This window comes from Streptomyces sp. NBC_00012 (genome assembly GCF_045040875.1).
In the GTDB taxonomy this organism is placed as follows: domain Bacteria; phylum Actinomycetota; class Actinomycetes; order Streptomycetales; family Streptomycetaceae; genus Streptomyces.
This window is the reverse complement of sequence record NZ_CP108309.1, coordinates 8,129,687-8,143,488: the sequence shown is the minus strand read 5'-3', so window position 1 is coordinate 8,143,488 and position 13,802 is coordinate 8,129,687. Positions and strand designations below refer to the sequence as shown.

At 73.0% G+C, this 13,802-nt stretch carries 11 protein-coding genes and 1 pseudogene; 5 read left to right on the top strand and 7 right to left on the bottom strand.

Annotated features, from left to right (window positions below; genetic code table 11):
• Positions 1–94 precede the first annotated feature (94 nt).
• Positions 95–1,996 carry an alkyl/aryl-sulfatase gene (locus tag OHA19_RS36655; RefSeq protein WP_405709034.1) on the bottom strand — a complete coding sequence of 634 codons (1,902 nt, stop codon included), beginning with the start codon at positions 1,994–1,996 and terminating at the stop codon, positions 95–97.
• A gap of 339 nt (positions 1,997–2,335) precedes the next feature.
• Here OHA19_RS36655 and OHA19_RS36650 point away from each other — a divergent pair, with 339 nt between their 5' ends.
• Positions 2,336–3,655 (top strand): DUF2254 family protein, encoded by a 1,320-nt coding sequence (locus tag OHA19_RS36650; protein WP_405753020.1) that lies wholly within the window; start codon positions 2,336–2,338, stop codon positions 3,653–3,655.
• Between the two features lie 64 nt (positions 3,656–3,719).
• On the opposite strand, the gene OHA19_RS36645 is transcribed toward OHA19_RS36650, so the two are convergent.
• Both OHA19_RS36645 and OHA19_RS36640 read right to left on the bottom strand, forming a co-directional pair.
• Positions 3,720–5,012: an MFS transporter gene (locus OHA19_RS36645; RefSeq protein WP_405709040.1), complete on the bottom strand. Its 1,293-nt coding sequence runs from the start codon at positions 5,010–5,012 to the stop codon at positions 3,720–3,722.
• Positions 5,009–5,617 carry an ArsR/SmtB family transcription factor gene (locus tag OHA19_RS36640; RefSeq protein WP_405709043.1) on the bottom strand — a complete coding sequence of 203 codons (609 nt, stop codon included), beginning with the start codon at positions 5,615–5,617 and terminating at the stop codon, positions 5,009–5,011. Before OHA19_RS36640 ends, OHA19_RS36645 begins: the two co-directional genes overlap by 4 nt.
• 160 nt (positions 5,618–5,777) lie before the next feature.
• Here OHA19_RS36640 and OHA19_RS36635 point away from each other — a divergent pair, with 160 nt between their 5' ends.
• The 4 genes from OHA19_RS36635 to OHA19_RS36620 all read left to right on the top strand — a co-directional run bounded on the left by OHA19_RS36635 (position 5,778) and on the right by OHA19_RS36620 (position 11,341).
• Positions 5,778–7,865, top strand: a complete 2,088-nt coding sequence (locus tag OHA19_RS36635; protein WP_405709045.1) for a SpoIIE family protein phosphatase — start codon at positions 5,778–5,780, stop codon at positions 7,863–7,865.
• A gap of 120 nt (positions 7,866–7,985) precedes the next feature.
• Positions 7,986–8,597 (top strand): TetR/AcrR family transcriptional regulator, encoded by a 612-nt coding sequence (locus OHA19_RS36630; RefSeq protein WP_405709048.1) that lies wholly within the window; start codon positions 7,986–7,988, stop codon positions 8,595–8,597.
• Between the two features lie 84 nt (positions 8,598–8,681).
• Positions 8,682–10,385, top strand: a complete 1,704-nt coding sequence (locus OHA19_RS36625; RefSeq protein ID WP_405753017.1) for an acyl-CoA dehydrogenase family protein — start codon at positions 8,682–8,684, stop codon at positions 10,383–10,385.
• Between the two features lie 104 nt (positions 10,386–10,489).
• The gene (locus OHA19_RS36620) at positions 10,490–11,341 is read left to right on the top strand and encodes an SCO6745 family protein (protein WP_405709055.1); all 852 of its coding nucleotides are present in this window, start codon (positions 10,490–10,492) and stop codon (positions 11,339–11,341) included.
• Between the two features lie 15 nt (positions 11,342–11,356).
• Here the strand turns inward: OHA19_RS36620 and OHA19_RS36615 are convergent.
• From OHA19_RS36615 to OHA19_RS36600, 4 genes and pseudogenes are all read right to left on the bottom strand, one after another.
• Positions 11,357–11,973: pseudogene (locus tag OHA19_RS36615) on the bottom strand (DUF6629 family protein).
• 81 nt (positions 11,974–12,054) lie between these two features.
• Complete coding sequence (locus OHA19_RS36610) at positions 12,055–12,216, bottom strand: hypothetical protein (RefSeq protein ID WP_405709058.1); 162 nt, start codon at positions 12,214–12,216, stop codon at positions 12,055–12,057.
• A 147-nt stretch (positions 12,217–12,363) separates the two neighbouring features.
• Positions 12,364–13,494, bottom strand: coding sequence for an XdhC family protein (locus tag OHA19_RS36605; RefSeq protein WP_405709061.1), 1,131 nt, complete (start codon positions 13,492–13,494; stop codon positions 12,364–12,366).
• Complete coding sequence (locus tag OHA19_RS36600) at positions 13,487–13,798, bottom strand: hypothetical protein (RefSeq protein WP_405753014.1); 312 nt, start codon at positions 13,796–13,798, stop codon at positions 13,487–13,489. The genes OHA19_RS36605 and OHA19_RS36600 overlap by 8 nt, the downstream gene beginning before the upstream one ends.
• Positions 13,799–13,802: the final 4 nt, after the last annotated feature.

Genomic DNA, 13,802 nt, shown 5'->3' with positions numbered 1-13,802 from the left:
TTTCTTGATTCCGGAACCGTCCGGTGAACCAGGGGCGAAGTGCGGGAGTCACGCCGGTGGCACCCGGGCGGGGTTCACCACCGGGTGGCGGTGTTCACGGCGTGACGATGGCGAAATCGGGGTCGGACCCGGCGAGGTGGCCGAGCAGTTCGTTCACCTTCGCGAGATCGCCCTCGGCCTTCGCCCTCCCCTGCTGCACCAGATCGGCGACGGGTGTCTCGCCGAGGAGCACCGCGCGCAGGGCGTCCTCGTCGAGTGTCACCTCGACGTCCGGCTCGCAGCCGGCGGGACCGCGGCCCGTCACGTGGGTGAGCACACCGTTGCGCAGCCGCATCCCGACGGGTTCCCCGTCCTTCACGTTCCAGCACACGCAGATGTCGGCGTCCCAGCTGCGCGGTCCGTCGACGCGTACGGCGAGGGCGTCGAAGAGCTGGTCGAGCGTAAGGGCGCGCAGGAGGTCGGGGGCCGCGGTGGTGGTCGGGGTGCCGACCGGACCGTGGCGCAGCTCCAGCGCACCGGTGAGGTAGAAGTTGCGCCAGGTGCCGTTCTCGCTGCCGTAGCCGAGCTGCTCCAGAGCGTCGGCCTGCAGGTCACGGGCCTCGGCGTTGTCCGGGTCGGCGAACACCACATGGTTGACGACCTGGACCACCCAGCGGAAGTCCCCGGCCGCGAAGGACTCGCGTGCCCGGCGCAGCACCTCGTCGGCGCCGCCCATGAACTCGACGTACCTTTCTGCGCTCTCCGCCGGCGGGTGCTCCCACAGATGCGCGGGGTTTCCGTCGAACCAGCCCATGTACCGCTGGTAGACGGCCTTCGTGTTGTGGCTGACCGATCCGTAGTAGCCGTGCGTGTGCCAGGCCCGTTCCAGGGCGGGAGGCATCTCCATCGCCTCCGCGATCTCCAGCGGGGTGTGCCCCTGGTTGAGCATGCGCAGGGTCTGGTCGTGCAGATAGGCGTAGACGTCGCGCTGTTCGGTGAGGAACTCGACGGCGCGCTCGCGGCCCCGTACCGGCCAGTGGTGGGAGGCGAAGGCGACGTCGGTGCTGTCGCCGAAGAGGGTGACGGCCTCCGTCAGGTACCGGGCCCACTCCCTCGGGTCGCGCACCTCGGCGCCGCGCAGCGTCAGCAGGTTGTGCAGATTGTGGGTGGCGTTCTCCGCCATGCAGAGCGCCGCGTGGTCGGGGAAGTGGATGTTCAGTTCGGCGGGGGCCTCGGTGCCGGGCGTCATCTGGAAGACCATCCGGATGCCGTCCACCGTCTCCGTCTGACCGGTGCGGGTGACGTCAAGCGTGGGCGGGATCAGTCCGACGGAGCCCGTCGATGTCGTCTGGCCGAGCCCCGCTCCGATCTGGCCCCGTTCGCCCTTCGGCAGCGCGGCACCGTACATGTAGGCGGCGCGGCGGGCCATCGCCGTACCGGCGTAGACGTTCTCGCTGACGGCGTGCGCCAGGAACCCCCTGGGGGCGATGACCGGCACCCCGCCCTCGATGTCGGCGTCGGTCACCACGCCCCGTACGCCGCCGAAGTGATCGACGTGGCTGTGGGTGTACAGGACGCCGGTCACCGTGCGGTCGCCCCGGTGTTCGCGGTACAGGGCGAGGGCGGCGGCAGCGGTCTCCGCGGAGATGAGGGGGTCGATCACCAGAACGCCCCGGTCCCCCTCCACCACCGTCATGTTGGACAGGTCGAAGCCGCGGATCTGGTAGATGCCCTCGACCACTTCGAACAGGCCGTGGCCGGCCGTGAGGCGGCTCTGGCGCCACAGGCTCGGGTTCGCCGTCCCGGGGCAGTCCCCGGTCAGGAACCCGTAGGCCCCGAGGTCCCAGACCGTGCGGCCCCCGGCGTCACGGATCACCGTCTCGGCGGCGGTCCCCATGAATCCCCGGCTCGCGTCGTCGAGGTCCCGGGTGTCGTCGAAGGGGAATCGCCGCAGGATCTCGGTATTGCCCTCCACTGTCGACTGCTGTGCGGGCTTGGAGTCCGGGTTCCGGGTCATCGCTTCGATCTCCCTCTCGCGTGATCCTGCCGGCCCGCGTGCGCGGACGCGTCCGGCCACCCTCCTCCGCCGTGCGTCGCGGCACGATCGGGCCTGCTCCGAACGGGGGACGCCAAGGGCTGTCCACTGATCACGAGCAGCCCTCGGCCCGGTACCGGAACCCCGTGCCGCACCGTGCTCCGTCGCCCGCCCGGAGCATCGCGGCTTGTGGGACCCGCGGCGGAGTTCCACGATGGCGGTCCCGGAAGCGAAGACACCGGGGACGGACACCGGGAACAGGAGAGGCATGAGCAGCGCCGCACCCCCGCCCCGCCCCGCGCGCTCCCCGCACGTCCCACGATGACGCCGCCCGCCCGCGCGCGGGCCCCCCGCCGCAGCAGCGGGTCCCACCGGGCCCGCAACGTGCGCAGCCGCGGTGCGGCCGTTCTCCTGGTCCTGCTCGGCGCCTTCCTCGGGTGGGCCGTACCCAGCTGGGAGCGGCATCTTCCGTCCACGGGACTGGGGTTCGACGCGTCCACGGCGCAGGCGACCCTCGCCGCCATCGCCGGCGGCATGATCACACTCGCCGGCTTCATCGTCACGGCGATCACGCTCGTGATCCAGACCGTTCAGTCGATGTCTCCCCGGCTGGTCTCGGCGCTGGGACACTTCAGCCGGTATCTCGTGCTCTTCGGGCTCCTGATCGGCACCGCCCTGTACGCGCTCGTGGCCCTCAGTCAGGTGCAGGAGGCCCACGTCCCCCGGGGAGGCGTCACCCTCGCCGTGGGGCTCGTGCTGGTCGACTCCGTCGTGGTGCTCCGCCTTCTGGGTTCCCTGCGGCATGCAGTGACCGGCGGCGGCCTGTCGCGCGCGGTCGGGGAACGGCTCCGCACCGTCATCGACCAGACGTACCCGCCGGGGCCCGCGGTGCCCGCGCCACCCACCGCCGACGATGCCCACCGCGCCCCTCGCGTCCCCGTCGTCCACGGGGGCCGGCCGGCCGTGCTGCTCTCCGTCGACGAACCGAAGCTCGTGCGGATCGCCGCCCGCCACGGTCTCCGGATCCGCTTCGTCCACGCCATCGGGGACTTCGTGGGGGCGCACGGGACCATCGCGTTCCTGGAGCCGGTACACGACCTGGGCGGCAAGGGTACCCGTCTGGCGAAGCGCGTCGCCGGCTGTGTCCGGTACGGCCCCAGCCGCACCGTGGAGCAGGACGCCCCGTACGGGTTCCGGCTCCTGGCCGACATCACGGTCAGGGCCCTGTCACCGGCCGTGAACGACCCGACGACGGCGGTGCAGTCCCTGGACCAGATCGAGGACGCGCTCCTGAGACTGTCGCGGCGCTCCCTGGGCGACGCCTGGCTGCTCGACGCCACCGGCACTCCCCGGGTGTCGTACCCCTCGCCCGGATGGGAGGACTTCGTCTCCCTCGCGCTGGACGAGACGCTCATGTACGGGTCGTCCAACCCGCAGGTCGTCCGGCGCCTGCGGGCGTTGCTGGAACGGGTGACCACCGCGGCGCCGCAGCCGCGCGGGCAGGCACTCGCCCGGCGCACGGCCGCGTTGGAGCGCTTGTCCTCGGCGGCCCTCGCCGATCCTCTGCTGTCGGCGGTGGCCGAAGTGCCCGACCGCCAGGGCCTGGGCGGATCGGCGCCCCGGGGCGATGCCCTCGACTGAGGGCGGACGATCGCCCTTGACCGGCTCGGGCTCGTCCCCGCCGGGCCGGTCCGTTGCCTGCGGATCACGGAGCCACCGGCCGGCTGTCGCCCTCCGTGGCGTCGTCCGGGGCCAGGGAACGGATGCGGGGTATCGGCGAGGGCAGCAGCCAGAGCAGCGACAGGGCTCCGCCGACGGCCGCGACGAGGAGGGTCGCCCGCAGACCGATGAAAGTGGCGAGCAGCCCGCCGGCCACGGCGCCGACGGGGCGTACGCCGTAGTTGATCGTGCTGTACGCGCCGGCCACACGGCTGCGCATGGCGTCCGGGATCACCGAGGCCTGGAGGGAGTTGAGGTTGACGTCGAACAGCATGACACCGAAGCCCGAGAGGAACTGGGCCGCTGCCAGGGCCCCTGCGCGGAGCCAGAGCGGACCGTCCGCGGCAGCGGCGATGGCGATCGGCGCCGGGAACAGCACCGAGCCCATGGCTATGCCCCGCCCCAGGCCGAAGCGTCGCGAGATCCTCGGGGCGAGCGCGGCACCGAGGAGGCCACCGGTCGCGCCGGTCCCGAACGCGATGCCGATCACCCCGGCGGACAGTCCGAGGCTCCGGTCGGCGTACAGCACGAACAGCCCACTGCCCGCCACGAAGGTGAAGAAGTTGACGGTTGCCGCGCAGCCGAGGCCGGCCCGCAGTACCGGGTGCCGGACGACGAAGGTCAGGCCGTCCCTGGCACGCCGCAGCAGCGAGGGCCCCGCCGTGGCGGCGGCCGGTGCTTCGGCGACCGGAACCCTGCTGATCAGGATCGCTGACACCAGGAAGGTCAGGGCGTCCACCACGATGGCCACGGGCGCGGTGAGCACCTGGACCAGTGGGCCGCCGATGGCCGGGCCGGCGACGTGCGACGCGGACCGCGCGGCGCTGAGCTTGCTGTTGGCGTCGAGGTAGGCCGTACGCGGCACGAGGCGCACGAAGAAGGGCGGCCAGGCGGTGTTGAACAGCACTCCGGCGGCGCCGGTCAGCAGCGCCACCACGTACAGCTGCCCCAGTGTCACCGCGTCCAGGAGGTAGGCCGCCGGGAGGCTGAGCAGCACCGCCGCCCGTACCAGGTCGGCGATGATCATCAGACGGCGCTTGCGGGCCCGCTGGTCGACCCAGGCCCCCAGAACCATGGCGAGCAGGTTCGGGGTCCAGATGAGCGCGGTCAGCCACGCCACCTGGTTGGCCGTGGCGTTCAGGGCGCCGACGGCGATCAGGGGCAGGGCCAGTTCGGTGATCCGGTCACCGAACTGGGAGACCGACTGGCCTGCCCAGAAGCGGCGGAACCGCCGGTCCCGCCACAGCGATGCCGTGACGCCGCGGTCCGGGTCGGTCACGGTGTCTCCCCGGTCTGCTCCTCGGCACCTTCCGGCAGGACGTAGCGCAGCAGCCGGACGCCGCGGGCTCCGGTGGGCCGCTCGGCCGGGTCACGGGTGACGTACGGCGCGAGAACGCGCTCGATCCCGTCCTCGATGGCCGCGAGTTCCTCGGCGGAGACGACCACGCGGGTGTTGGCCAGGCCGGCCTGGCCGAGCCATGCCGTTTCGAGTGCGGGTTCGACCTCGGCGGCCCATCGGCCCGGGAGGTCGGCGCAGCGCCGGAACATCTCCTGCGACAGCACCCGCGAGGCCGACCGGCCCTCCTCGTCGGCCGGGTCCTGCGGCGTACTGAACCGGAAGCCGCCGGCCGCCGCCTCCCACCGCCGTTGGCGGCGGTCCGGGCCCGGCTCGCTGTCGCGGACCAGTCCGAAGCCTGCCAGGTGGCGCAGATGCCAACTGGTCACCGATGGCGTCGCGCCCACGTCGGGCGCGAGCTGCGTGGCGGTCGCGGGCCCGTGCCGCCGGAGGTGGTCGAGGATCGCCAGCCGCACTGGATGCGCCAGCGCCCGCATGGCCTGCGGATCGGTGATCTCGATATCGCCCAGGCGATTATTGGAATCCATGATGTGAGAGCTTCCTCTCATAATTTATGAGAGTCAACTCCCATATCGCGGGAATGGCCTCGGGCAGTCCCCCGGTGGCGAAGTCCGCAGGGTGCACCGACGCTTGTCCCTACCTGACCTGCCGATCCGGGCAGGAGCGGAACCCGATGGGGGTGAATCCGTGTCGGACGCCGGTGCACCGGCCCCCGCGTCGGCGGGGGACGACGGTATGGGTGCGGCGATCCTGCACACCCTGTTCGCCCAGTCCGCCGTGGGGCTGCATGTACTGGACACACAGTTGCGGGTGGTCCGGGCGAACGCCCTGACCGACGGCGTCCCGGCCGAGCGTCTCGCGGGGCAGTACTTCACCGACGCGTACCGGCTGGAGCGGCCGCACGAGGCGGAGCGGATGCTGCGCGGCGTTCTGGACAGCGGGGAGGCCGTGCGCGGCCTCGTGGTCCGCAGCCGGCTCGCGGACGGGCCCGGCCCCGATCGCAGCCTCAAGGTGTCCGTCCACCGGCTGGACGACGCGCGGGGGCGGACGCTCGGACTGCTGGCCACCGTCGTCGACGTCGACGAGCAGGAGAAGGCGCGCACCCGGGCCGCGTGCCTGGCTGCGGTGCGGACCCGGGTGGGCAGGTCGCTCGATGTGACGGCCACCTGCGAGGGGCTGGTCGCGGCCGTGGTGCCGGTCTTCGCCGACCTGGCCGTCGTCGAGGTGGTGGACGAGGTGCTGCGGGGGGCGGACCCGCCGCCGGGTCCGCTGGGGCACGACGTGCCGCTGCGCCGTGTGGCCCTGCGGGGGCACGGTGCGGACGGCCACCGGGACGGCCTCGTCGGCGAGATGCGCCGGCTGCCCGCCCGTACGCCCTACGCGCTGAGCGTTTCGGACCTCCGGCCCCGCCTGGTCCGGATCGGCGCCCGTACGCCCTGGCTCGGCACGGCCCCCGAGAGCGCGCGGCTGATCGAGGCGACCGGGGCCCACTCCATGATCGTGGCGCCGCTGAAACTGCACGGCGCGGTCCTCGGACTGGTGAGTCTTTACCGGTGCCGGGAGTCGGAGCCCTTCGAGGAGGACGATCTCCCGCTGACGCTCACGGCCGCCGCCCATGTCGCCCTCAGCATCGACAACGCACGGCAGTACGAGCGCGACCATGTGATCGCGTCCACGGTCCAGCGCCGGCTCCTGCCGCAGGGCCACGACGACACCGTCGCCGTGGAGACCGCCCATGTCCTGCTGCCCGGACGCAACAGCGGCTCCTGGTTCGACACCATCGGCCTCTCCGGTGCCCGCACCGCCCTGGTCGTCGGCGCCGTCGACGGACCGGGGCTCCAGACGGCCATCACCATGGGCCAGCTGCGGACCGCCCTGCACGCGCTGGCCGGACTCGACCTGGAGCCCGACGAGGTGCTGGCCAGGCTGACCGACACCGCCGAACGCCTCGCCAGGGAACGGGAGGCACTGCCGCCCGCAGACCGGCTGCTCGGACAGTCCCTCACGGCCACGTGCATGTACGCCGTCCACGACCCGTTCTCCGGCACCTGCACCATCGCGCGGGCGGGGAACGCGACAGCGGGCCTCATCGCCCCCGACGGCACCACGGCGCCCCTGGACGTACCCGAGGGGCCCCGGCTCTTCTCCTGCGACAGCGCCCCCTGCGCCACCGCCACCTTCGCCCTGGACGAAGGCAGCGTCCTGGCGTTCTTCTCCGGCACCCCCATACCCGAAGGCCGGCAGCCGGCCGGCCTGCGCGAGGCCCTCGCCGACCCCGGCCGCAGCCTTCAGGACCTGTGCGACGACGTGGTGTACAACCTGCCGGCCGACGCACACCCCGAGGGCGCCGCGCTGCTCCTCGCCCGCACCGGCGTCGTTCCGCCGGACCGGTTCTCGACCTGGGAGCTGCCCAGCGACCAGACCTCCCCCTCTGTCGCCCGCACGCTCGTGCGCGACCGGCTCGACGGCTGGCACCTCGACGAGGAGACGATCGAGGCGACCGAACTCATCGTGAGCGAACTGGTCACCAACGCGGTCCGTTACGGCGCACCTCCGCTGCGGCTCCGGCTGATCCTGGACCGCACGCTCACCTGCGAAGTGCACGACGGCAGCCCCGTCGCTCCCCATCTGCACCACGCCCGCATCGCCGACGAGGGCGGGCGCGGGCTGTACATCGTCTCCCAGCTCGCCGCCCACTGGGGCACCCGGTACGGCGCCGGCGGCAAGACCCTGTGGACCGAGCAGGAGATCGGTTCCGCCACCGACGATCACTGACCGGCCCCGGACGGCCGCGCGCGAGGCGGCCGTCCGGGGAACGATTGCGCGCCGGGCCATTGCCCCCGGAGAACAACAGTGGTTGGCTGGCGAAAGAAGATATGAATCGGGGTTCATACCATGGCCTACCGACCCACCGCCCGCACCGAGGCGACCCGGCTCGCCAACCGCGAACGGCTGCTCGACGCCGCGCGGGAGCTGCTGGCGGAGGGCGGATACCCGGCGGCCAGCATCTCCGCGCTCGCCCGGCGGGCCGGCGTGGCCACCGGCAGTGTGTACAACCACTTCGCCTCCAAGCAGGAACTGCTCGCCGCGGTCTTCCGCCATGTCGCGGGCCACGAGCTCGGGGCGGTACGGGAGGCCGTGCAGGCGCGGCACGGCGCCACCGAGCAGTTGCGCGCGCTCGTCGAGGCCTTCTCGTACCGTGCGCTGCGCAGCCCGCGTACGGCCTGGGCACTGCTGGCCGAACCGGTCGACCCGCTCGTCGAGGAGGAGCGGCTCACCTACCGGCGCGGCTACCACATGCTCGCCGAGACGATCATCGTCGCCGGTATCTCGACAGGCGAACTCCCCCGGCAGAACGCTCAGTTGTCGGCCGCCGCCGTCATCGGTGCGGTCGGAGAGGCACTGCTCGGCCCGCTCTCGCCGGTCGGCGCGCGTACCGACCCGGGACCCGTCGTGGAGAGCATCACCGCGCTGTGCCTCAGAGCGGTCGGGGCCGGGAGTTCCTGAACCCGGGCCGCCCACCCGCCGTAACGGCTCCCCCGATTCATTTCCCTCGCCGCCCCGACCGTCCACCAGAACAGGATCACCGTCATGACCGTCACTCAGCACCGGACCGGCCTGCGGCCCGGGGCCCCCGCACCGCACCCGACCCACGAGGTCACCAACCAGTCACCGCCCCGCAAGGACCTCGACGAGTACGGCACCAACCTGCCGCTCGCCGAGGCCGTCCGCACCTTCGGGGCGGCCTGGCACGAGCCGGAGCTGCACGAGATCGGCACGCTGGTCGGGGCCGAGCACTTCCAGACCTCCGCGGAGCTCGCCCACGACTCGCCGCCCGTGCTGCGCACCCACGACCGGTACGGCAACCGCGTCGACGAGATCGAGTTCCACCCCGCGTACCACGAGATCATCGGCGGGGCCGTGTACTACGGCACGCACACCGCGGGCTGGGCCGACCCGAAGCCCGGAGCGGCGGTGGCACGGGCGGCGTCCTTCATGCTGTTCGCCCAGATCGAGCCTGGCCACGCCTGCCCGATGTCCATGTCGCATGCCGTGGTCCCGGTCCTCCAGCGCGACCCGGAGGTGGGCCGGGACTGGCTGCCGGGGCTGCTCAGCCGCGCGTACGACCCCCGCCTGATCGCCCCGGGCGAGAAGTCCGGGCTCACCTTCGGCATGGGGATGACGGAGAAGCAGGGCGGCTCCGACGTACGCGCCAACACCACGCGGGCCGTCCCGCTGGCCTCCGACCCCGAGGGCCGGGCCCATCTGCTGACCGGTCACAAGTGGTTCTTCTCCGCCCCGCAGTCGGACGCCTTCCTGGTGCTGGCCCAGGCCGAGGCCGGGCTCACCTGCTTCCTCGTGCCGCGGGTCCTGGCCGACGGCACCCGCAACACGGTCCGGATCCAGCGGCTGAAGAACAAGCTCGGCAACAAGTCCAACGCCTCCTCCGAAGTGGAGTTCGACGGCACCTGGGCGGTACGGGTCGGCGAGCCCGGCCGCGGTGTCCCGACCATCATCGAGATGGTCAACCACACCCGGCTCGACTGCGTCCTGGGCACCACCGCGGGCATGCGGCAGTCGGTGTCCGAGGCGATCTGGCACGCCCGGCACCGCAGCGCCTTCGGTGCCCGGCTGGCCGACCAGCCGGCCATGACGGCGGTCCTCGCCGACCTGGCGCTGGAGACGGAGGCCGCGACCTGGACCTCGCTGCGCCTGGCCCACGCGTACGAGAGCGACAGCGGCGAGTCCGAGGAGATGTTCCGCCGGCTGGCCACCGCGGTGTCCAAGTACTGGATCTGCAAGCGCGGACCGCACCACGCCTACGAGGCGCTGGAATGCCTGGGGGGCAACGGCTACACCGAGGACTGGCCGCTGGCCCGGCGCTACCGCGAGCAGCCGGTGATGGCGGTGTGGGAGGGCTCCGGCAACGTCATCGCCCTCGACGTGCTGCGGGGCATCGGACGCACACCTCAGTCGCTGGACGCCTTCTGGACCGAGCTGGAGACCACGGCCGGTGCCAGTTCCGTACTGGACGCGCATGTCCGCCGGGTGCGCCGGGAACTGGCCGAGGACCTGCGCGACCCGCTCGCGGCGCAGACCCGGGCGCGGGCGTCGGTCGAGGGCATGGCTCTGGCCCTGCAGGCCTCGCTGATGCTCCGTCACGCTCCTGCCGCCTCTGCCGAGGCGTTCGTGGCCGCCCGGCTCGGTGAGGGCCGCGGCCACCAGTACGGCATCCTGCCGCGCGGCACCGACGCCGCCGCGATCGTGGACCGGCACTTCGGCGCCGAGGGCTGAGCCGTCGGGTTGTGCGCGCCGGACGGGTGGGCCGGGGCTTCGGCTCCCGCCCGCCCGTCGTCGCCGCCGGGCGCGGCCGGCCGGTTGCGCGTTAGGTTGGCCGCATGGAGTCGAGACCCCGCACCCTGTGGCTGCGTACCGAGCCCCTCCACACAGTGATCTACTTCGACGAGGAGTGCCGGGGCATCGGGAGGTCCGTCGGCCTCAAGGGCTTCTGGATGGGGTACTTCGCCACCCGTACGGCCCCCATGGGGCGGATCCGCCCCGAGGCCGCCACCGCCGTCCTGGGCGTCTTCGCGCCGGGCATGGTGGCCCGTGCGCTGCCCGACGCGTGGCGGGTCGTCACCCCCGAGAAGCTCATCGACCTGCGCGCCCGGCTCGCCGCGAGCGCCCTGCGCCGGCTGGTGCCGGAAATCGACGCCCTCGCCGGCCGGCTCACCCCGCCGCTCGCCGCGATGGTGGCCGACGCCTCCCCGCAGGCCCGCCCGCTGTTCGCCGCCAACCGCCCGCTGTGCGACCGCACCGACCCGGTGGAGAGCCTGTGGCAACTCACCACCGCGCTACGGGAATTCCGGGGCGACGCGCATACCGCCGCGCTCGCCGACCACGGTCTCGACGCGCCCGAGGCCCTCGTGCTGGCCGCTGCCACGGGCCGTGTCCCGCGCGAGGGCATCCGGCGCGACCGGGGCTGGAGCGAGGCGGAGTGGGCGGACGCCGAGGAACGGCTCCGCTCCCGCGGCCTGATCGACGCGGACTCGGCTGCCACGCCACGCGGCCGCCGGGAACGGGAGCTCGTCGAGGACACCACCGACCGGCTGGCCGCCCGGCTGCTGCGCCCCCTCGCCGAGAGCGCTGTGGACGAGCTGCTCGCCGGCCTGGAGCTGCCGGCCCGGCAGGTGCTGGCGGCGGATCTGCTGCCGTTCCCCAACCCGATCGGCCTGCCCCGCACGGTCTAGGGCCTCTCGTTTGGATCATGCCGGGGTCGCGGGGTCCTGGCGGGGCCGGGCGAGCAGGATCACCGAACACACCGCCGCGAAGGCGCACCACGTCGAGACGAACTCCAGCCGCCACAGTGCCGCACAGACGGCGGCCCCCACCGCGGCCAGTACGCCGAGCCCCCCTCAGCACCGGGTCCCCTGCCAGGAGCAGGGCACCGACCGTGGCCAGGAGGTATCCGCCGACGAGGAGTCCGGGGCAGGTCGAGGGCGTAGCCGAGGGTGTGTCCACGGATCTCGGCGGTCACCGGACGCGTCGCCAGGCTGTACGCGAGCACGACGGCGGTCGCGATTCCGGCCGCGACGGGAACCAGCAGACGGCGCCGGGCATGCAGCGGGGCTGCGCACAGCACCCCCAGCGGGAGCCACAACGGCAGAACCGGCAGGGCGATGACGGCCCAGGCGAGAGTGGCGGGGCCGGTACCGCCGCCCGAGCGCCAGATCACCGCCTCGATGATCTGGTGGGCGCCGAGCAGCAGCGGCAGCGCCGCGAGCGGCAGATCACGCACGCGGCGCACCCTTGCGACGCACACCACCCCGATGGCTGCGATGCCCGTGCCCGCGACAAGGTCTGCGGTCGCACTCCACCACATGGTGTCCCCCATGGACCCGGCAGTACGGCATCGGCCACTTCCGTGGCAACGCTACGGGACACCCCTCGGGACTCCGGGCGGTCAACGGTTGTGACACGTGCGGCACAGTCCACCGCAGCGGCAGCGCCGGGCGAGCAGCACGGCGAGTACGGCCTCGTCGGCGGCCCGCGCGGCGCGCCCGGCCACCGGTCCGCACGCCGCACGCCGCACGCCGATCGACTCGGCCTCGCCCGACGGTGTCACCGTCGAACTCCGCCACGGCCGCGCCCGGCATGCGGTGCGCGACGCGTTCGATGTCGGGCAGGGCCCCACCAGTCCTCGTCGACCGGGACGGGCACGATCGGCGAGTTCCGCAGCCGCACGGTCCGCTCCTCGCATGAATCACACCGGTCACGAGGAAGGCCCCGGGCAGGCCGGGTCCGGGGCACGGCGGTGGATCGCCCCGGCCGTGTCCGTGAGCGGGCTGCCCGTGCCGCCCCAGCGCAGGGCCACGATCTCCGCGGCGATCGAGACGGCCACCTCCTCGGGGGTACGTGCCCCGAGATCGAGGCCGACGGGGGAACGCAGTCGGGCCAGTTCCGCTTCGCCCAGACCCGCCTCGCGCAGCCGGGCCAACCGGTCCTCGTGGGTCCGGCGGCTGCCCATGGCGCCGATGTAGGCGGCCGGGATGCGCAGCGCCACCTCCAGCAGCGGGACGTCGAACTTGGGGTCGTGGGTCAGTACGCACATCACGGTCCGCCCGTCGGTCTCCGTGGAGCTCAGATACCGGTGCGGCCAGTCGACGACGACCTCCGCACCGGCGGGGAAGCGCCGGGCGTCGGCGAAGGCGGGGCGGGCGTCGCAGACGGTGACCCGGTATCCGAGGAACGCGCCGATCCGGGCCACCGCCGCCGCGAAGTCGATCGCGCCGAAGACCAGCATCCGGGGCGGCGGGGCGAACGACTGGAGGAACACGGCGACATCGTCCTCGCGCCGTTCACCGTTCGGGCCGTAGTGCCTCAACCCCGTTGCCCCCTGGGCGAGTTCACCGCGTGCGTCGGCGGTCACGGCGGCGTCGAGGCCGCTCGCGCCCAGCGACCCCGACACGGTGTCCGGCCGGACCGCGAGGGTGGCACCGCGAGGTGCGGGTCCATCGGTCACGGTGGCGACCACCACCGGGCGGTGCCCGGCGACCGCCTCGGCGACCTCGCCGAAGGTGGGGTCGGCCGCCGCAGTCACCGGGCGTACGAGGAGCGTGATCTCACCGCCGCAGGTGAGCCCGACGGCGAAGGCGTCCTCGTCGCTGTACCCGAAGGTCTCCAGCCGGGCCCGGCCGCTCTCCACGACTTCCCCGGCGAGTTCGAAGACCGCTCCCTCGACGCAGCCGCCGGATACGCTGCCCACGACCTCGTCGTCCGGTCCCACCGCCATCGCCGCGCCGGGGCCGCGCGGCGCGCTGCGGCTGACCGCGACGACGGTCGCGAGCCCGAACGGCTCCCCCGCCGCGTACCAGCGGCCGAGGACCGGCAGGATCTCACGCATCGGACATCACCCCCCGCACCACCGCGGCCAGTTGTTCCGGGGCCACTTGTTCCGGGGCCGCTGGTTCCGGGGCCGCCAGGCTGTGTCCTTCGACGAACGCGTCCACGTGCGGCAGCACCGCCGCCATGCCCGCCGCGAGCGGTTCACGACCGGGCCGCGGCACTGGTCCGGGGGTGTGGTCGCGGGCCGTGGTCGAAGCGAACGGCGAACATCCGGTCGTACTGTTCCCGCCGTCCTGGCAGCCACACAGGATGAACCGGCCCGCCCGGTACAGGTGACCGAGATGCCGGTCATGGGTGCTCAAGGGG